The following is a 20,596-nucleotide window of genomic DNA, read 5'->3' as shown; positions in this document are numbered from 1 at the left end:
GTTATTACCAGTAGAAGTATTGCATTGCGAACACTTGTGCGTCGCCAATTTCAGTGTCGCTACCTACGCCAAAGCGGCTATCGAAAGCGGTCGCAAATGCACCGTTTCCGTATTCGTACCAAACACCTGCGTTGATGTAAGAAGTGATCTCTTTTTCGCCGTTATCGCCATCAAAGTTGGCGTAGTTGTATGCGGCAGATAGGTAAACACCTTGCGCGACTTCGTACCAAGCGCTGGTTTGAATACCAGACTCACTGCCGAAAGACTCTTGGTTGCCTTTGTCAGTGTCGTGCCACACACGAGTAGCAAAGTTCTTGTATTCAGCACCCAATAGTAGAAGTTCGCCACCGTCATTATTACGAACTTCACCGCCACCCATTAGTGTTAGGTCGTCAGTCAGGTCGTATTGGACATAACCGTTGACCATGGCATTTTTATCTTTCCATTGGTCTGCGAAGTTGTCGTATTTACCAAAGTGAATCAGCGCATCGTCTTCAGAGAAGTCAGATTCTGGAGCGAAGGAAACGCTGTAGCGCAGCTTGCCTTCTAGGTTTTGGATCTTCACACCAACGTGTACGTCACGAGTATTTGAGATCGCATAGCCGTACTCTACCGTTGGGTCACCCCACCATTGAACGTCATCCAGAGATGAGTCCATACGACCGACAATAAATTCTGTTTTTGCATCTGTGCGGTAACCTGCGTAGAAGCGGTTAAAACCACCTTCGAAGCCGCCCCAACCATGGCCAGTCGCCCATGCATTGCCTTTGTCATCGGCTTGAACTGTCCAGCCTTCCATATAAGCAAGACCAAACCAATTGCCATGCTCGATAGCCAAGCCAGCTTCAATGTAAGTTCCGTCTGCGTAGCGGCCTTTGTCGTCACCTTCTAGGGCTACATGACCGCCTAGACCAAGTTCACCGTAAAAGTTAAATAGAGTTTCGGTTTGGGGAGGTTGAGTCTCGCTGTGGTTAGCCGCTGTTTCATCAGCATGGGCATTCGCCGATAGCGCAGCAAGGATACAACTTGTAATAAGAGTGGTTTTAGTAAAACTACTTTTCATTTTGTTCACTTCTGTGTCGGGTTAGTAAATGAAGAATCGTAAGCAGTTCTGACTTCTAATATGGGGTGCTCTCAAGGCGTAGCGGTCAGGTTGCTCGCGTTCTCCTGACTGATATTACTGATAAATGTGTTGTTTAAAATCTCTTTAACGCCAAAGTGTGATCTATTTTAGTAAAATTTTTACCTGTGTTTTATTTTGAGGTTTAGTTGAATTTATAGGCAAATAGTTGGTGTGGGGAGTATTTGATAATTGAATGAAAATTAAGGAATAGAACAGGGGAAATAACAAGGCACTCACCGAATGGGGAGTGCCTTAGAATTTTTAACAAGGATGTAGGATTAGCTTAGGCGTTTGCAGGTTCAGGTCGTGCTTCTAGCTTCTTCTCTTCTGCAGACAAGCTTTTCTCGTATTGACCGTACTTCCACCAAGCGTAACCCAAGAAGATCACGATACCGCCGACGTTATAGAAGATGATAGTCATGATGTCAGCACCTGTTGGGAAGGTCGATGCGAAGAAACCCACGGTAAATATGCTGATAAGAATCGATACCGCTGCGATACCAACAGGGCGGGAACCCATGCGGAAATCACGTGGTAGGTGATCGAGTTTCAGGCGCAAGTGCAGGTACGCGATCATGATGAACAGTGGCGGTAGCATAGAAGCTGCTGCAGTCATGTTGATGATGGTGCTCATCAAATCTTGCACCGTGTCAGACGCTAGCGTCGGGATGAACATCAACGGAATCACGATGAAGAACTGAACCCAAGCTGCACGCTCTGGTACGCCTTGTTTGTTCAGAGCGACCGTCTTCTCACCAAAGATACCTTTAGGAATTTCAGAGAAGAAAATCTTAACCGGTGTCGCTGTCCACATCAGTAGAGAGCCTAACATCGCAGTGAAAGAAACGATGCCCACAAAGCGATTCATAAGAATTTCAGGTAAGCCGAAGTAGAGTGCTAAGCCTTCAAAAACCTGTACTGAACCACCGGTGAACTTAAGTTCTTCACGAGATACGAATACGTTAGCCAGGATAGAACCCACCGAGTACAGCGCACCAATGAAGATACCCGCAATGATGATCACTTTAACGAAAGACTTGTGACCGCCTTTGATGTCGTTTACGTAAACCGCGACCGACTCTGCACCGCCAGCGGCCATGAAGATCCAAGTGATGACACCTAGGAATGCCCAGTTAAAGCTTGGGGTCATTGCTTCAATGGTGATTGGGTCAGCTGGCTCGATACCACCGATCAACGCACCGCCTGACAGCAAAATGTAAGACATGGTCAGAAGCAGCATTAGTGACGAAGTTAATGAGGTGATAGGGCCTAGTAGTTTCGCGCCGTTGTTGGAGATATGCGTCGCGACCGCAAACAAAATGGTACTCAATATCGCGGTGGTCATTGGCGTGAAGATGTACTCGAAACCCAAGAACGCATAAGACGCGTAAGCGATGATTCTAGGCAACAGAGACGTGAAGAAGAATAGGTTAACAAACCAGTATGTGTAAGCTGAAATAAATGCCCAGCGGCCTCCTAGAGAGCTTTTAACCCATGAGTAAACACCCGCTTCTGAGTCTTTATTCAGGGATACGAACTCAGCAACAATCAGACAGAAAGGAACAAAATAAAAGATGGTTGCTAAAAAGAACATCGGAGCCGAAGAGAGGCCGATTTCGATGTTGTTGTTAATGATGTTATTGAAGCTATATACCGCCGCGAAAGTCATAGACAGTAGGGCAAACTTGCCTATCGTACTGCGTTTATTATCGGACATGATGTTCTCCGGTGAATCACGTTGATGATCGTTAGTACTTGGTTCTAGAGAGGAAAATCTAGACCGCGTTTTTATTATTGTGTTGGTTTGCTAACTCCCTTTCTTAAAGAGGGGGAGAGCGATTATTGTTGTTATTTTTACGATCGGTCTTCTCTGTGTTTATGACTCTTTAAGTAAATTTATTACTTGGTGGAGACCATATTTAACAAAGAAGAGGATGGAAGAGTTGAACATCTACACTTCGACTATTTAAAGGCTTGTAGGGACTTTGTGTCGTTTTTTATTGTGTAGAATCGGCTATCTCTTCAACAAGAAGATTAAAGATTAGACGCCAATAAGTTAACTGAAATTAGTCAAATATGTGAGCTTGAGTAAATATATTTAGTTAATGTTTTACCTGTGGGTTTTATGACGATTTATGAGAGTTTTACACTTGACGGAATGGCGTTTTTATTATTGAGTCTGTGATTTTAATTATCTGATTTAAATAGAAAAAAGCGCCAATGTAAGGCGCTTTTTTATAAATGTTATAGGTTAACTAAGGTTACGACTGTTTAGCGGTTTCTAGCTTAGCTTCTTTACCTGCTTGCTTCTTTTCAAAGCGAGAGATCCACCACCATGCAATGCCAGAGAATACCGCTGTCATAAATACGTTGATGAAGAAGGCTTGAACTAGGTCTACACCTGTTGGGAAGGCTGACGCTGTCATGCTCACAACGAAGATAGTAATCAGTACGGAAACCACGGCCATACCTTGAGTGCGAGTACCCATACGGAAATCACGCGGTGTGTCGTCATGCTTCAAGCGGAACACAAAGTACGCCACCATGATGAAGATAGGCGGTAGCATTGCGGTGCCCGCTGTTAGGTTGATTGCAGTGTTCATCATGTCTTGTACTGACTCAGAGCCGAAGCCGTTAACCACAAGCATCACGAATACGAACGCAAACTGCCACCATGCAGCACGGACTGGAACACCATGTTCGTTTAGCTCTGTTGTTTTCTCACCGTAAACGCCTTTCGGAATTTCAGAGAAGTGGATTTTCACTGGTGCTGCTGTCCACATCATCATTGAACCAAACATAGCAACGAACAGAACGATACCAACGAAGCGGCCAACTAGAGATTCTGAGATGCTGAAGAACTGAGCCATGCCTGTGAAGATTTCAACCATACCACCCGCATAGGTTAGGTCTTCACGAGCAACGAACACGTTTACCAGCAATGAGCCGACAGCGTACATTGAACCGATAGCGATACCTGCACCAATGATCACCTTGATGAATGACTTGTGGCCACCCTTTACATCGTTTAGGTAAGCCGCCGCTGTTTCTGCACCGCCAGCTGCTTGGAAGATCCAACACATAATGCCTAGCGTTGCCCAGTTAATGGTCGGAGACATAGCTTGAAGCGTGATTGGCTCTGCTGGAACATGGTCGCCGCCTAGCGCCATTAGTGCACCGATAACGTAGATTGCAAAGAGTGCGAATACACCGTAAGCCACGATTTCAGAGATCTTACCTAGCCAAGTCGCACCCTTAGTCGAGATGTGGGTTGCAGCGGCAAATAGAACAATCGAGATCACCGAAGTCACTAGTGGAGAGAAGGCGTATTCGTAGCCCAACATCGCGTAAGAGGCGTAAGCAATGACGTTTGGTAGCAGAGATACAAACCAGAACAGGTTTACGAACCAGTATAGGAATGAACCTAGGTAAGCGGCTTTGGTTCCGAGTGGCTTTTTCAGCCAGTCATACATACCTGACTCAGAGTTCTTATTTGCTGAAACGAATTCGGCAATGATGAACACGAACGGGATGAAGTAGATAAGGGTCGCAAGCAAAAAGATAGGGGCAGAACTTAATCCCAATTCGATATTGTTGTTTACGATGTTGCGAACGTTAAATACCGCTGCAAATGTCATGGAGAGTAGGGCAAATTTGCCTAACTTTCCGCGTACAGATTCAGACATAGTAGTGTCCTCCGAGAATCACGTAATTATAGTAGTTATGGTCCTAAGTCTTTATTCGGTGACTTAGAGAGTTAATTATTCAGTGAGCCTGAACGGCAAGGCTCACTCTGCGAATAAATAGGGTTGTTGTTATTTGTTGAGGAAGTAACCGTCTTCAATGGTCACTTTCAATACCACTTTGCGAACTCGGCTATCACCGTGGAAACGGTAAGCCTGGTTGTTGTCAAAAATGGCCACTTGGCCTTCTGCCAGCTCACGAGTTTCGCCGTTACCCACTAAGTGTTCACGGTCGGTTTCATCGCTGTAAGCTTGGATTTGCTCTAGCTCTGACTTCGCTGCGAACTCAACCGTTTCACGGCCTTCTAGGTAGTAGTGCACATCGAAGTAACGACGATTACCGGTGAAGTTTTCTGTGTTGCGAGCCACGCCGTCTTCAATCATGTAGGCCAGTGAGTCACCAATTGAATACATCACGCCATCTTTGATGTTGCCGATGTTTTCAATCGCTTCTACACAGCGTTGCCATTTACGACCATCACGGTAGACGACTTTAAATTGTTCTAAGTTCTCTAAAACGATCATCGTTTATGCCTCGTTCAGTTGTTGTTGAGCTTTTAGTGCATTCGCCGTAAAAAACTCATCGCCAAAGTTGTGATTGATTAGGTGCTGTGCGTCGCAATCGCCTGCTTGGAATGGAATCAGAGTTAAGCCGTAACGGAACTCGTCCATGTACACGCGGTAAGAGTCGAGCACTTCGCTGCCCCATGAGTTAGAGCCTAAGCCCATCACTTGGTGATCTAGGTTTAGCGTGATGTAACCGCTTTTCTCTAGCTCAATGGTGTGTTGTGCTTGGTGCAGGTTTTGGTTGGTGTAGAACCATGCACTGAAGTTGATTTCTTGCTGTGGTTTTACTGCAATACCATTGCCCGCGCGGCTTGAAAGCGCAGCCCAACGAACATGTTGGCGGTTGCCGTTGTTCTGTGGGAACGGGTAGTTCTCGAACATGTCTGCGACGGTTGATTGGTACACATCAATCATGTTGGCTTGCTGGCTGTCTTGGTAGTTCTCTTCGGGGCCGCGACCGTAGTATTGAACTTGGTCGAAGTCGCCATTGATGCCCATATCAAAACCAATCACAGGAATCACATGCGGGTATTCACCGTAACGTTCGCCGCTTAGTTCAACGTTTAATTGGCCTTCCGCATTAATTTGGTAGCGGTATTCACAACGCATACCGAAGTCGAATACTGGTGGAGCAATGATGCTGGTTGTCGTGATTTCAACCTTGCCATTGTTCTCTTCCACGTTAAGCGTGCGGAAGTGCTCTTGCATGATCTGTAGGTGTGCAGGCTCCCAGTAACCATCGTGCTCTTGCTTATGGTTATCGATCATTGGCTTGAAGAAGTTGATTCGTGGTTCTGACTTAATCATCTCTTCGCCATTGACCAACCATGACGTCAGCTTGCCGCTCACTTTCGAGAAGTTCAGTGCGAAGTTATGACCTTTGATTAGATAGGCGAGACGAGACTCTTCAACATTCAGTGCCGTTGCATTGTTGTTGATGAAGGCTTCTAGCTGTGCTGTGTTCTCTTTCACTTGGAACTGGTACACCGCAATGTCGTGGTTCGCTTCGCTGTAAGGCGTGCGAGAATCTTTGCGCACAGTAAAGTTCACAAATACTTCGCGCTCATCAAGCTCTGGCAAATTAAGTGTCAGTTCACGGCTAGAGTTTTCAGCCAACTCTTCAACCTTGATGTGTTGTACTGCAATGGTTTCGCCTTCAGCACGAACTTCTGCTGTGATGGTGTAGTCATCAATGTTTGAGAACCACAACTTGTTATCAACGGTGAATGTGCCGTCTTCAGAATTGAAGTCGCGGATCTTCACTGGTGCGATAACCTGCTTGTACTCTTTTAAGCCTGGGCCCGGTGTTTGGTCTGGGTAGATCAAACCGTCCATGCAGAAGTTGTAGTTGTTCGGGTAGTCACCGTAGTCACCGCCATATTTGTAAAACTCAGTACCCGCTTCATCACGAGCTAAGATGCCGTGATCACACCACTCCCAAACGTAGTGACCTTGAATTGCATCGTGCTTGTAGAACACGTTTTGGTATTCGGTTAAGCCACCTGGGCCGTTACCCATTGCGTGTGCGTATTCGCAGATAATGCGTGGTTTTTCGTGTGGGTACTCGCCGAAGGCATTCATTAGCTGAGCACGTGAGTACATGGTAGAGATAACATCAACCACTTCAGCATCACGGTCCTCTTCGTAGTGAACTAAACGAGTGTCATCAATCGCTTTTGCCGCATCGTACATAGCACGGATGTTACAGCCGTAGCCTGATTCGTTACCTAGAGACCACATGATGATAGAAGGGTGGTTTTTCTGAGCGTGAATATGACGTTCAATACGTTCAACAAACACAGCTTCCCATGCTGGATCGTTAGTGATGCGGCTTAGGTCGCCAACGTTAGCAAAGCCGTGTGTTTCGACATCGGTTTCGCCCATGACAAATAGGCCATAGATATCGCATAGCTCGTAGAAGCGTGGGTCGTTCGGGTAGTGTGCGGTACGTACTGAGTTGATGTTGTGTTGCTTCATCAACACCAAGTCTTTCTCTACGCGATCCATGCCAACTGCACGACCTTTTAGGTGGTCGTTGTCATGACGGTTTACGCCATGCAACATCACGTATTTGTTGTTGATGTAGAACAGACCATTGCGAACTTTAATGTCACGGAAACCAACGCGTTGTGGAATGACCTCTAGCACTTTGCCGTCAGCATCTTTTAGCGTCAGCAGCAGTTGGTAAAGGTATGGGTTTTCAGCGTTCCACTGAACTGGGTTCACTACATCGATAGAGAATTGAGTGTTCGCATTGCCGCCAGTTTGTTGGTTAGGAACCGTTAAGTTATCTACTGAGCCTTGGGAGATAACTTGGCTGCCATCAAGCAATGCGTACTCAAGAGTTGCGTTTGTCGCTGCTGCTAGGTTTTCTAGAGCAACGTTGCACGAAAGGGTAGCGCTTTGGTAAGCGTCGTCAAAATCAGTGCGAACCGTTAGATCTTGAACGTGAAGTTGTTCTTTACCAACAAGGTAAACATCACGGAAGATACCGCCTGTCCACCACATGTCTTGGTCTTCAATGTAAGTGGAGTCTGCCCATTGCATCACGCGAATAGAAAGTAGGTTGTTGCCTGCTTTTACGTGGCTAGAGATATCGAATTCAGCGGTGAGTCGGCTGCCCTTACTGAAACCGACATAGTCACCGTTTACGTAAACTTCAAAGTAAGTCTCTACACCATCAAACTTGATGATGGTCTGTTTGTCGTTCCAGCTGTCGCCAAGAAAGAACGAACGTTGGTATGCGCCAGTTGGGTTATCTGACGGTACGAAAGGTACATCAATTGGGAAAGGGAAACCTTCGTCTGTGTATTGAAGGTCGCCGTGGCCTTCCATCTGCCACATGTTTGGAACCGTAATATGGCCCCAATCGCTCATCTCTTGAGAGTAAAACTCTTCAGGAACCAAGAGCGGGTTAGTGAAGTAGCTGAAATTCCATTGACCACTCAGTAGTTGGAAGTGACTGCTTAGTTCACGTTGAAATGTTTTAGCGGTTTTTTCTGATGCGTATGAGAAGAAGTAAGCACGTGGTGCCATACGGTTCTCATGTAAGTTCAGGAAGTTTTCCCAGTTGTTCACGTTGCCTCTCTCTCGGCCTATTTGAATGCTAGCCGACGTTCTTATGCGTAATTGGGTCGTAGTGAATACGAGTATTTTTTGGACTGAGGTAATTATTAGTAAAAGTTTTACTAAATGAAATTGGTGAAAACGTTTTACTTTAACTACATCACGTTTTTTAAGGGCTTTTTACAACGTGGTGTGATCGACTTAAAAGAATGCTGTGTGGTGGAAAGGTGGGCAGATCTGGGCGATTTTAGGAAGAGGTTTAGATAGTTTTCTTGATACAAAAAAGCCACCTCTAGAGAAGGTGACTTTATCTATCTTTTTGAAATTAAAAGATTATTTTGTGGTATCTCTTAGCTTCAACTTGCTTGGGACGTAAACACGAAGTGGGATGGTGCGCCCATCACGAGCTTTCTCGATCAGTAGGTTAACGCCTTGAATACCCATCAGTTCAGAGTGAATACGAACCGTTGATAAAGATGGGAAAGTAAACTTAGCCGTAGGGATATCATTGACGCTGATCAGAGCGATGTCTTCAGGAATGTTCAATCCATGCTCATGAATAGCACGTAATACGCCAATTGCGATGGAATCTGAAGCAATAAACATCGCTTTTGGATAGTCGCCAGTTTCTAACATCTGCTTCGCTAGCTTATAACCTGACAAGCTTGAGAAATCTCCACGATAGATATCTTGTTCACTCACTACTTGTTTCAAAAGGCCGTACTCTGCGAAAGCGACTTCACGAATATCCGGTGTATTTACGTCATCTTGGCCGCCGATAAAGCCGATGCGGTCGTAGCCTTGGTCAACAAAGAAGTTAGTGATCTCTTTACTGATTCGAGCTAAGTCGATATCAACGGAGTCGTACGGTTCTGAGTGATCAGTAAAGTCCACATAACAGATGTTATCAGTGAGTTTTTTCGCTTGCTCAATGACTTCTGGAGACATTCTACCAACAAGAAGAATACCTGTAATAGGGCTAGTGCTAGACTGTATTTTACTTTCATAACAGTTAGTTAGCTCTATATCCATCTTCTCACATTGGGTTTCAATTCCGTGGCGAATAGATAGGTAGTATGGATCGTTTACCTCAGCTTCTTGCTTGTAATTGTACAGCGCAAGAAAGTGATGGTGCTGCTTCTTACTGCTAACTGTTTTACGTGAGCTGCTGGTTTTGTACTCCAGCTTTTCTGCAATTTCAAAGATACGCCTTTTGGTCTCTTCCTTAACACTCAATGTTGGATCTTCATTAAGGACCCTTGAAACCGTCGCCAATGATACATTTGCTTCGGTTGCGATATCTTTTAACGTTGCCATACTCACTTCCTGTTATTGGAACACTGGGCTGCTCTAAACATAGATGAGCGAAAAAACCAGTGCACCTCTCTAATTCTGCAACGTCTATTGTAATGAAACTGGAAGTCATTGCATTAACTTTTAGTAAAATAAGTTCAGAACTCTTAGTGCATATCGCAAATTTCGCTATTCATAATTATCTTATTTAAATTCAATGGATTAGGTTGCTAACCATTCATTTATCACGTCTTTCGCTCTGTGACCTATCTGTGAAACTTTGTGTAAACGTTTACACTTCGTGGTTTTGATCACAGAATTAGTTCCAAATTGACTGCTAGTATTTAATTAACGCGACGCTATTGAGTTTGGATATTCCACTTGAGTGTCATCAAGATTAAGAGAGAGGTTGATTGTGAAAGTACTGGTTACAGGCGGCATGGGGTACATCGGAAGTCATACTTGCATTCAAATGATGCAGGCGGGTATGGAGCCGATCATCGTTGATAACTTGTGTAACAGCAAAGAGTTGGTGCTTGAGAGAATCGAAGCGTTAACAGGTCAACGCCCAACCTTTTACCTTGGCGATATTCGCGACGAATCTTTCCTCGATAACGTGTTTTCAGAAAACAACATTCAAGCTGTGATTCACTTTGCGGGCTTAAAAGCCGTGGGTGAATCGGTGGCTAAGCCTCTTGAATACTACGACAACAACGTAAACGGCTCTTTGGTTTTGGCTCGTTGCATGAAAAAAGCGGGCGTAAAAAGCATCGTATTCAGCTCTTCAGCAACGGTTTATGGCGACCCAGAGGTTGTGCCAATTACTGAAGATTCTCCTACAGGTGCAACAACTAATCCTTACGGGCGCAGTAAATACATGGTTGAAGAGTGTTTGAGCGATCTGTTTAACGCCGAAAACGATTGGAGCGTAACGCTGCTTCGCTACTTCAACCCGGTTGGCGCACACCCATCAGGCACTATGGGTGAAGACCCGCAAGGCATTCCAAATAACTTAATGCCATTTATCGCTCAAGTGGCCGTCGGTCGCCGTGAGAAGTTAGCGGTATTTGGTAACGATTACCCAACTCCAGATGGTACAGGCGTTCGTGATTACATCCACGTAATGGACTTAGCCGATGGGCACGTTGCAGCACTAAAAGCGGTCGGTGAGAAAGCGGGTTTGCATATCTACAACCTAGGCACAGGTAAAGGCTCAAGTGTTCTAGAGATGGTAGAAGCCTTTGCAAAAGCCTCTGGTAAGCCAGTCCCTTATGAAATCTGTCCACGTCGCCCGGGAGATATTGCCGAGTGTTGGGCAAGTACTGAAAAAGCCGAGCGAGATCTAGGTTGGAAAGCGACTCGCAGCGTTGATGAAATGACGGCGGATACGTGGAATTGGCAGTCCAACAACCCTAATGGCTATTAAGAAGATTTTAGGTTCGTGAGAAAAGAGAGATTCCAGATATCTCGTACCTCGATTCTGGAATGACGAGTGAGTACTTGGTTCCTAACGCTATGAACCTTTACGTCATTCCCTACAGCGAGGGACGAGCGTGATAGGGAATCTCCTTGTAGAAGAATTATTTATCTTGGTGGATGTGCCAAGAACACAAAAATTAAGAGCAATGTAAGTATGTCAAAAGTTGAATTTAACCCAGTCGATCACCCGCACCGCCGTTATAACCCACTAACGGGTCAGTGGATTTTGGTATCACCACACCGTGCGAAACGTCCTTGGAGTGGTCAAGACGAGAAGCCATCAACCGAACAGCTTCCAGCGTACGACAAAGAGTGTTTTCTTTGTCCAACCAACACACGTATCTCGGGTGATGTAAACCTAGACTACGACGGAACTTACGTATTTAGTAATGATTTCGCGGCGTTGATGCCTGACTCGCCTGACGCTCCAGAGTCTGAAAACCCTCTATTTAAGACTCAAGGTGTTCGAGGGTTGAGCCGCGTGATCTGTTTCTCGCCAGACCACAGCAAAACACTGCCAGAGTTACCGGTCAATAAAATCCGCGGTGTGATTGATACCTGGAACGAGCAGATTGAAGAATTAGGTAAAGATTACCTATGGGTTCAAGCGTTTGAAAACAAAGGCGAGACTATGGGCTGTTCTCAGCCTCACCCACACGGTCAGATCTGGGCGAACAGCTTTCTGCCAAATGAGATTGAACGTAAAGAGAAGCTTCTAAAAGAATACTTCGAACAACAAGGTTCAAACCTATTAGTGGATTATGTTGAAGCTGAAATGAAAGACGGCTCACGCACTGTGGTTGAAACGGAACATTGGATTGCCGTTGTACCTTATTGGGCAGCGTGGCCGTTCGAAACCATGTTGCTGCCAAAGACACACATTCGTCGTATGAGCGAACTGACTGACGAGCAACGCGATGATTTGGCGGTTGCGATTAAGAAGCTAACAAGCCGCTACGACAATCTATTCCAATGTTCATTCCCATACTCGATGGGCTGGCACTATGCGCCATTCTTCGAAGAGGGGACCGACATTGATCATTGGCAGCTACACGCACTGTTCTATCCACCACTATTGCGTAGCGCATCGGTACGCAAGTTCATGGTGGGTTATGAAATGCTGGCTGAATCGCAACGTGATCTGACGGCAGAGCAAGCGGCGCAGCGTCTACGTGATTTGAGTGACGTGCATTACAAAGAGCAGTAACCCGCTGCTTGGTAAGTAACAACGAGATTCCAGATATCTCGTCCCTCGATTCTGGAATGACAACTGGAGAGACGCCTAAGAAGTGACGTTCCTAGGAATCTACAAGCTAAAAAGCTGATGTTGTCATTCCCGATAGAGGAGGACGAACGAGATAGGGAATCGAACAGAATTAAAGTGGTGCCAGTAAGGGGCCACAATCAATTGAATTAAAGTTTAACCAGAGAGTCTCCTATGTCTGATCTAATCCAAAACGCAAAAGCGTCTTTCAATGCGGTACTCAATTACGCTCCGACTCACATCATCCAAGCTCCGGGTCGTGTAAACCTAATTGGTGAACATACCGACTACAATGATGGTTTTGTCCTACCGTGTGCCATTAACTACCAAACCGTAGTGGCGGCAGCAAAACGTGACGACAATATCGTACGAGTAGTATCGGTTGATTACGGTGATGCAGTGGACGAGTTCGACTTGACTCAAGAGATCACTTTTCAACAAGACAAGATGTGGGCGAACTACATTCGTGGTGTGGTGAAATGTCTGAAAGCGCGTGGCTATGAGTTTAACGGTGCCGATATCTCGGTAACGGGTAACGTGCCTCAAGGCGCAGGATTAAGCTCTTCGGCGGCTTTAGAAGTGGTTATCGGTCAAACCTTTAAGGTGCTCTACAACCTAGAGATCACCCAAGCGGAGATCGCATTGAACGGCCAGCAAGCTGAGAACGAGTTTGTTGGTTGTAACTGCGGCATCATGGACCAAATGATCTCAGCAGAAGGCCAAGCGAACCATGCGATGCTGTTAGATTGTCGTAGTCTAGAAACGACGCCAGTTTCGATGCCTGAGGACATGGCAGTAGTGATCATCAACTCCAACAAGAAGCGTGGGTTGGTCGACAGTGAATACAACACTCGTCGCGAACAGTGTGAAGAAGCGGCGCGTATTTTTGGCGTACCTGCACTGCGTGATGTCTCCATTGAACAATTCAATGCCAAAGTCGACGAGTTGGATGAGATGGTGGCTAAGCGCGCTCGCCACGTAATCACTGAGAACGATCGTACTGAAGAAGCGGCGGTCGCACTGCGCAACCACGACATGAAACGCATGGGTGAGTTGATGGCGGAATCTCATGCTTCAATGCGCGATGACTTTGAAATCACAGTGAAAGAGATCGACGTTTTGGTTGAGATGGTTAAAGAGGTGATTGGCGATCAGGGCGGCGTACGTATGACAGGCGGTGGCTTTGGTGGCTGTATCGTAGCTTTAGTTCCACCAACCTTGGTTGATGACATCAAAGCGACGGTAGAACAGAAATATCAAGCGGCGACGGGCCTAAAAGAATCCATTTATGTGTGCCAAGCGAAAGACGGTGCGGGCTTAGTTGAAGTAATCTAACCCTCTGATTATAGGCCTACAGAAGTAAAAAGATCATGGTAGGCCAAATAGTAAAGCCTTTGCACTTTTGTAGAGGCTTTTTGCTGGCACTAGGAAGGAATGTAGGATGACACAAGCGCAAAGTTTGCATCAGTCAATGACTCAAACGGCAGCCTATGATGGGCAACCTGCCAAGTTGGTGACACTGACCAACCAACACGGCATGGAAGTGACACTGATGGATATTGGCGCGACCTGGTTGAGCTGTATCCTGCCACTGAAAGGCAATAAGAGAGAAGTTCTATTGGGTGTTAACTCAATGGAAAACTTCAACAAGCAAGCCAGTTATATGGGAACCACTGTCGGTCGCTACGCGAATCGCATTGCGAAAGGCCGCTTTAAGATCGACGGTACCAACCACAAGGTCGATGTGAATCAAGCAGGGAATACTCTGCATGGCGGTCCTAACGGTTTTGATAAGAGGCGTTGGCAGGTTCAGGAGCAAACCGAAAGCTCAGTAACCTATACGTTAACGTCTCCAGATGGTGATCAAGGATTCCCGGGCACACTCAAGGTATCGGTGAGTTACCAGCTGACGGAAGACAACAGTGTGTCCATCGACTACTTTGCAACGACCGATAAAGAGACGGTGGTTAACCTCACCAATCATGCCTACTTTAACCTGTTAGGTGCTGAGCTAGAACAAGACTGCTTGTCGCACATTGTCAGCATTAACGCGTCTCAATTCTTACCAACAGACAAATCTGGCATTCCTTTGAGCGGACTTAAGTCGGTGAAGTCGACCAGTTTTGACTTCAATCGGCCTACGATGATCTCAGAGCGTTTGATGGGCGATGAACAGCAGAAAAATGCCAAAGGCTATGACCATTCGTTTTTGTTAGCAGAAGAGTGCCGCGCTGGGAAATGTGCAGCGACGGTGACTTCGCCCGACGCACTTGTCACTTTAAAAGTGTTTACGACTAAGCCTGCAATGCAGCTTTACACCGGAAACTGGTTGGCAGGAACGCCAAATCGCTCTGATACAAGCTACCAAGACTACGCAGGTGTCGCGTTGGAAACTCAGTTTTTACCAGACTCGCCAAACCATCCAGAGTGGAAGCAAGAGAGTTGTATTCTTAGACCTGAACAAGAGTATCGCTACCAAACTTGCTATCAGTTTGAATTTTCGGGGGATTAATCAGACCGAACCACTCAGCTCAAAGGATTTGGTGAACCTCGTTATGGGGAGATTACTGACGAGGGAATGACTAAAGATACATTAGTGAGAGTATGGTAACAAAGCCCTAGCGAACGGTTTTCGCTAGGGCTTTTTTTTATCTTTTTAACTCACTTTAGATACTGAGTTTCGGCGTACCAGAGTCGGTGAGAACCTCATGGTTTCTGAACTGGTCACTTCCTGTTTGGCAAGCTGCAAAGCTAGGCGTGTCGCTTTCTCTGCCATGATCTGAATTGGGTAACGAATGGTGGTCAGCTTTGGTGAGACGTAGCGAGCGATTAAACCGTCATCAAAGCCGACAATTGACATTTGATCGGGTGCTTGAATACCATTCTCATCGAGGACTGAAAGCGCGCCAGCTGCCATGTAATCGTTGTAAGCGACGATGCCAGTAATCGGTAGCGATTTGGTGAGCAGGTTAGTCATGGCGTATTCACCGCCTTCGCTGCTTGGTTGTGAGCTTTCGATGTAGCTCTCTGGCAACTCGATGTTGTAGTCACTCAGTGCTGCTCGATAGCCCTGAACACGTTCGTCAGCATCTTCAATGTTAATTGATGAGGCGATGCAGGCGATATTGCGATGACCATGACGGATAAGGTATTCAGTAGCGAGGTAGGCGCCTTTTTGGTTATCGAGGAAGATACAGCGCTCGCCAATCTCTTCGATATAGCGGTTGATGACTACCAAGCCCTTCACTTCTTTCGCATAAGCGATCAGCTCTTCATCGGTAAGACCTTTGGAGTGAATCACTAAAGACTCGCAACGGTTGTTGATTAAGAGTTCGATGGCTTGCTTCTCTTCTTCGCGATCGTGAGAACCATTACCGACCAAAATGTGTTTGCCGTTTTCACGCGCCACATTGTCTACCGATTTTACCAGCGTACCGAAGAAGGGGTCTGAGATATCACCAACCAAAACACCGACAGTATTGGTGCTTTGGCTGACTAATGCACGAGCATTGGCGTTAGGGCGGTAACCCAGCTTTTTCATGGCCTGTGTGACCGACTCGATAGAGCTTGCACTTGCCTTAGGGGACTTGTTAATTACACGGGAAACGGTTGCGACAGATACGCCCGCTTCCTTTGCCACATCTTTTATTGTTGCCATTTTTAACCTCTACTCAGTACCGCTCCTATTTAACACCGTCGCTGATAGTATGGCAATCAAACTTATCTTTTACTTCCAATATTGAGATCTTTACCGCTTGTAATTATTAGCTTTAGTGCTAGTGTAAATGTTTACACTTTACTAAAATTAAGTAAAAGTTAATTTCATCAATAACAAGGGAATAGATATGGATACGATTGCGTACGGCGATTTCGCTAAGCTAGAGATGCGTGTAGGTAAGATCATTGAGGTTGCTCGTCATGAGAACGCAGACAAACTCTATATTGTTCAGGTTGATGTCGGTGAGAAAACCTTGCAGACAGTCACCAGCCTAGTACCTTACTACACAGAGGAAGAGTTGATGGGCAAGCAAGTGGTGGTGCTGTGTAATCTGGCGAAGGCCAAGATGCGCGGGCATACATCGGAATGCATGTTGCTGTGTGCTGAAACAGACGATGAGTCAGAGAGTGTACTGCTGACACCAGAGCGTGTGATGCCAGCAGGGGTTCGCATCGTTTAGTAACTTACGAGCTGCGCACCACTAGAAGTAGGTCATCAATGATGCTGTGGTGGTGCTCAGACACGCCTGCCAAATTGCCATATTTAGGCTGGTGGCGATCATTAATCATAGGGTGTTGCCAACCCTGTGTATGTTGCACAAAGTGAGAAGCGAAACTTTCTGATATCTCTAAGCAGCCTGCAATGACCGTATCGACATAAGTCTGAACAATCGGGCTATTGCTGCAGGGCGCTTCAATCTCATCTTTAATGTAAACCCAGATCGTTTGGGAAGGATCAAAGCCTTGATGCGCTTCGATTTGATCGGGATCTAACTCAATTCGGTGATAGCCGCGCTCGCGACGATCAAACTCGGCCAGCGCCACGTCATCGACCTCAAGTAATACCCCATTTACCTGACCTTGCCCTTGATTCACGATCAAAGGAGAGATCACATAGCTGTCATCGATTTTACTCCAGTGCCTTACTAGACCATCGACTATCGCTGGGATTGCTTTTCCGGTCTGTCCGGTGAGTTGTCGTGAAGAGGAGTTGATTAAACTGCCATAGCCAAAAATATACATCGCTATCCTTGTCTGTTTATTGTTGAAAGCCTCACCTACTATATGGGGGAAGCCAATAAAAGTCAGCATATAACTGAAAGACTTTATTGTGTCTTATTGACTCTTTGTGATGTGTTTAATTGACTCTATATCGACAAATGAGTCTTCCTAAAGTCAATAAATACAGTGGTTTAGTATGTTGGAATGCTTCATGCATTGACCTAGTTATATGTGAATCTATCGCCAAACCACTCTCGAATCCGTTTTGGCGATACGCTTATTAATTTAGGAGCGACTTTGTTAAATATCACAGACAAAAGTGTCGAGGATGCGATTCCCGCTTATCTACGCTTGGGCTTTAGACCCTTTTTCTTCCTCGGTAGCATCTATGCGGTGCTCGCCATTGTTCTTTGGGTATACATGTTCCAAAACGGTCAACCCGAAATCTTACAAGTGCCAGCCTTGTGGTGGCATGTTCATGAGATGCTGTTTGGTTTCTCGATGGCGATTGTTGTCGGGTTTGTGTTAACCGCGGTACAGACATGGACGGGCGTCAACGGTACTAAACACTATCGCCTCGGAGCTTTGGTTGGCCTTTGGCTCGCACCTCGAATTCTGTTTTGGACACCAGCACCATTGTGGTTAATTTCGTCGATTGAAGCGCTGTTTTTGGCTTTTGCAGCTTACGAAATTGGTTTTCGAGTGGTGCATGCCAAAGGGTGGAAAAATCTATTCTTCGTTCCGCTGTTTGTTTTGGCAATCGTGGCGAATTTTGCCAGCTATGCAACCATTAAGGGGATGCCGCCATTTCCTCCTTCAGCGGTTTGGCACGCAATGCTGTGGTGGTTTACGCTGCTGTTGTCTGTGATGGGAGGGAGAGTCATCCCATTCTTCACCGCACGTCGCTTTAACTTTGATAAGCCACAACCCTTGCTATGGCTTGAGTGGTTATCCAACCTGCCTTTGGTCGGACTGTTTGTGTTGAGCTTCTTCCCACTAACGTTTGTCGAAGTCGGTAAGCCTCTGATGATGTTTGCTGGTATTGCTCAGTTGGTGCGTGTGATTCGCTGGAAACCTTGGGCGACGCTATCTGAGCCGTTGGTTTGGTCACTGCATGCAGCATATCTATGTATTCCGTTGAGTCTGTTGCTACGTGGCTTACTGGATAACCCATTTGCAGGACACAACATGATTCACTTATTCGCAATTGGTGGTTTAAGTGGCTTGATCTTGGCGATGATTGCTCGTGTCACTATGGGTCATACAGGGCGTGCTATCTACAAAGGACCGAACATGGCTGTGGCATTTGCAGCCTTAATTCTGGCCGCGTTATTACGCAGTGTTGGAGTGAGTTTGTTCCCTGCTTACATGATGCCTATCGTTAATATTAGTGCGGGTTTATGGGTACTTGCGTTTGGTATGTATGTGCTTAAATTTGGCATGATGTTGCTAACGCCAAGAGTTGATGGCCATCCGGGTTAACTGATTAGGTCTATGAATAGTGAAAAAGGAAGCGCTGTGCTTCCTTTTTTCGTTTTAGACCTTTTAGTCGATTTTAGTGATTGGTGAGGTAGTGTCGAACTTGGGTGATCATATCTTCCTTGGCATGAGGGGAGATGAAACTCGCTTCGATGGCGTTGATGCTAAATTGTGCGAGCTCTTGTTTGGTGATCTCATGAGCGTGCGCAACGGCTAAGAAGTTATCGTTCATGTAGCCACCGAAGTAGGCTGGGTCATCCGAGTTTATGGTTACACATAACCCTTTTCTTAAAAGCTCAACGATGTTGTGCTGCTGCATAGTCTCAAACACTTTTAGTTTGGTGTTCGACAAAGGGCACACCGTTAAAGGCATACGATGCGCGGACAGCTCTGCTACGAGCTCAGGATCTTCACTGCAGCGCACACCGTGGTCGATACGAGTAACACCTAACATCTCGATGGCATCTCGAATGTTCTGAGCCGGCCCTTCTTCACCCGCGTGCGCCACACTGAGGAAGCCGTGGTTGAGTGCCTCTTGAAACACACGTTGAAACTTTTCTGGTGGGTGGCCCATTTCAGATGAATCGAGCCCGACGCCAATAATGTGCTCTTTGTAGGGAAGGGCTTTACTGAGAGTGGCGAAGGCGCTCTCTTCATCAAGGTGGCGTAAGAAACACATGATCAATTGACTGCTGATTCCGAGCTCTTGATCGGCCTGTTTGAGGGCGCGAGTGATGCCAGCGATCACTGTTTCAAATCCAATCCCTCGCTCAGTGTGGGTTTGAGGGTCAAAAAAGATCTCGGTATGAATCACATTGTCTTGTTGGCATTTGAGCAGGTAAGCCCATGTCAGGTCGTAGAAATCTTGCTCGTGAATCAGGACATTGGCACCTTGATAATAGATATCGAGAAACGATTGTAGGTTGTGAAATTGATACGCTTGACGCACTTGATCTGGACTGTCGAATGGGATGTCGATGTTGTTGCGTTTTGCCAATTCAAACATCAGTTCTGGTTCGAGTGTGCCTTCTATATGTAGGTGCAGCTCAACTTTCGGTAGATTTTTGATGAAGCTATCCATAGCGACTCCTTAGCTATTTTAATTATGGGCGGAGTAGTTAAGACATTGAACATTGATGGGTAATCGAGTCGATTAGTGGGTTCACTTGCCTATGTTTGAGCATAGTTCATTTCATCATTAACGCTTTATTCTCTGCAAAATGGAGGGGAAGAAAGGAGGAATGAAATCGAGAACACTGAGTCGCAAACGATTTGCACAATTGGGGTGTGATCCGCTGCAAATATTTGCAGCAATGTTTATGTATTTGTGCTCTAATACCGCGCTTACCAAGGGATGGTGTTAAAAGATGCTCACATAGATGGAGTTATCAAAGTTGACCGATCCCTTAATGATCTCCCTTAGGAAAATACAGAACATGTCTAAGACCAAAAAATTTGATATCCGCCTTTCAGAAAAACGCAATGGCTGGTGTGCAGAGATTACTCGTCAAGTAACTTCTCGCTCAACTCGCGTTTCTAAGCGTGAAACGGGTTTTGAAACTGAAGCTCAAGCACAAGAGTGGGCAGAGAAAGAGCTGGCATCTTTCGTTGCTAACCAAGCTGAGCGTAACGAGCGTAAAGCAGAGCAGCGTAAAGAGCGTGATGAACTGCGCCACGCTAAAGAGCTAAAAGCTGAGCAAGCGCGTGAGGCACGTGCAAAAGCTCGCGCAGCAGCTGAGCTTGACGCTGAATAAGATTCAGATTCTACTAGATTGAGTTTACTCACCTAGTAAAGAAAGGCCCCAATCGTATTGAGCGACTGGGGCCTTTTTTGTGGAGTTTGTTTTATTGCTGGGCAAGCGA

16 protein-coding genes are annotated in these 20,596 nt (G+C 46.0%); 7 read left to right on the top strand and 9 right to left on the bottom strand.

Features of this window, described 5'->3' with window-relative positions:
• Positions 1 to 4: 4 nt before the first annotated feature.
• From ygjJ to ebgR, 6 genes are all read right to left on the bottom strand, one after another.
• The gene (ygjJ, locus tag FIV04_RS11610; RefSeq protein ID WP_152469203.1) at positions 5 to 1,063 is read right to left on the bottom strand and encodes a protein YgjJ; all 1,059 of its coding nucleotides are present in this window, start codon (positions 1,061 to 1,063) and stop codon (positions 5 to 7) included.
• A gap of 343 nt (positions 1,064 to 1,406) precedes the next feature.
• Entirely contained in the window at positions 1,407 to 2,840 is a 1,434-nt protein-coding gene (locus tag FIV04_RS11605; RefSeq protein ID WP_150893609.1) for an amino acid permease, read from the bottom strand.
• 544 nt (positions 2,841 to 3,384) lie between these two features.
• On the bottom strand, positions 3,385 to 4,809 hold the full coding sequence (locus FIV04_RS11600; RefSeq protein ID WP_150869178.1) for an amino acid permease: 1,425 nt from the start codon (positions 4,807 to 4,809) through the stop codon (positions 3,385 to 3,387).
• Positions 4,810 to 4,938: 129 nt separating this feature from the next.
• A complete protein-coding gene (locus tag FIV04_RS11595) occupies positions 4,939 to 5,391 on the bottom strand; it encodes a beta-galactosidase subunit beta (RefSeq protein WP_032551613.1) in 453 nt (150 codons plus the stop codon).
• Between the two features lie 3 nt (positions 5,392 to 5,394).
• On the bottom strand, positions 5,395 to 8,511 hold the full coding sequence (ebgA, locus tag FIV04_RS11590) for a beta-galactosidase subunit alpha (protein WP_152469202.1): 3,117 nt from the start codon (positions 8,509 to 8,511) through the stop codon (positions 5,395 to 5,397).
• Between the two features lie 321 nt (positions 8,512 to 8,832).
• Complete coding sequence (gene ebgR / locus FIV04_RS11585; RefSeq protein WP_150869175.1) at positions 8,833 to 9,816, bottom strand: transcriptional regulator EbgR; 984 nt, start codon at positions 9,814 to 9,816, stop codon at positions 8,833 to 8,835.
• Between the two features lie 391 nt (positions 9,817 to 10,207).
• Between ebgR and galE the strand changes: the two genes are divergently transcribed.
• From galE to galM, 4 genes are all read left to right on the top strand, one after another.
• Positions 10,208 to 11,218: a UDP-glucose 4-epimerase GalE gene (galE, locus tag FIV04_RS11580; RefSeq protein WP_152469201.1), complete on the top strand. Its 1,011-nt coding sequence runs from the start codon at positions 10,208 to 10,210 to the stop codon at positions 11,216 to 11,218.
• 207 nt (positions 11,219 to 11,425) lie between these two features.
• Positions 11,426 to 12,478, top strand: a complete 1,053-nt coding sequence (locus FIV04_RS11575) for a UDP-glucose--hexose-1-phosphate uridylyltransferase (protein ID WP_152469200.1) — start codon at positions 11,426 to 11,428, stop codon at positions 12,476 to 12,478.
• Positions 12,479 to 12,709: 231 nt separating this feature from the next.
• Positions 12,710 to 13,870 carry a galactokinase gene (gene galK, locus FIV04_RS11570; RefSeq protein WP_152469199.1) on the top strand — a complete coding sequence of 387 codons (1,161 nt, stop codon included), beginning with the start codon at positions 12,710 to 12,712 and terminating at the stop codon, positions 13,868 to 13,870.
• 106 nt (positions 13,871 to 13,976) lie between these two features.
• Positions 13,977 to 15,047, top strand: a complete 1,071-nt coding sequence (gene galM, locus FIV04_RS11565) for a galactose-1-epimerase (protein WP_152469198.1) — start codon at positions 13,977 to 13,979, stop codon at positions 15,045 to 15,047.
• A 144-nt stretch (positions 15,048 to 15,191) separates the two neighbouring features.
• On the opposite strand, the gene FIV04_RS11560 is transcribed toward galM, so the two are convergent.
• Positions 15,192 to 16,193, bottom strand: a complete 1,002-nt coding sequence (locus tag FIV04_RS11560) for a substrate-binding domain-containing protein (RefSeq protein ID WP_150869170.1) — start codon at positions 16,191 to 16,193, stop codon at positions 15,192 to 15,194.
• Positions 16,194 to 16,380: 187 nt separating this feature from the next.
• Between FIV04_RS11560 and FIV04_RS11555 the strand changes: the two genes are divergently transcribed.
• Positions 16,381 to 16,713, top strand: coding sequence for a tRNA-binding protein (locus FIV04_RS11555; protein ID WP_152469197.1), 333 nt, complete (start codon positions 16,381 to 16,383; stop codon positions 16,711 to 16,713).
• A 4-nt stretch (positions 16,714 to 16,717) separates the two neighbouring features.
• Here the strand turns inward: FIV04_RS11555 and FIV04_RS11550 are convergent, their stop codons facing one another.
• Positions 16,718 to 17,275 carry a gamma-glutamylcyclotransferase family protein gene (locus FIV04_RS11550; protein WP_032551621.1) on the bottom strand — a complete coding sequence of 186 codons (558 nt, stop codon included), beginning with the start codon at positions 17,273 to 17,275 and terminating at the stop codon, positions 16,718 to 16,720.
• 276 nt (positions 17,276 to 17,551) lie between these two features.
• Between FIV04_RS11550 and FIV04_RS11545 the strand changes: the two genes are divergently transcribed.
• On the top strand, positions 17,552 to 18,736 hold the full coding sequence (locus FIV04_RS11545; RefSeq protein ID WP_152469196.1) for an NnrS family protein: 1,185 nt from the start codon (positions 17,552 to 17,554) through the stop codon (positions 18,734 to 18,736).
• 73 nt (positions 18,737 to 18,809) lie between these two features.
• Here the strand turns inward: FIV04_RS11545 and FIV04_RS11540 are convergent, their stop codons facing one another.
• The gene (locus FIV04_RS11540) at positions 18,810 to 19,814 is read right to left on the bottom strand and encodes an adenosine deaminase (RefSeq protein WP_152469195.1); all 1,005 of its coding nucleotides are present in this window, start codon (positions 19,812 to 19,814) and stop codon (positions 18,810 to 18,812) included.
• 355 nt (positions 19,815 to 20,169) lie between these two features.
• Between FIV04_RS11540 and FIV04_RS11535 the strand changes: the two genes are divergently transcribed.
• Positions 20,170 to 20,487 (top strand): DUF3622 domain-containing protein, encoded by a 318-nt coding sequence (locus FIV04_RS11535; RefSeq protein ID WP_032551623.1) that lies wholly within the window; start codon positions 20,170 to 20,172, stop codon positions 20,485 to 20,487.
• Positions 20,488 to 20,596 lie beyond the last annotated feature (109 nt).

This window comes from Vibrio sp. THAF190c, from assembly GCF_009363355.1.
Taxonomy (GTDB): domain Bacteria; phylum Pseudomonadota; class Gammaproteobacteria; order Enterobacterales; family Vibrionaceae; genus Vibrio; species Vibrio fortis_A.
Note: the sequence above shows the minus strand (reverse complement) of the source record. Positions and strands in the feature narration are given on the sequence as shown.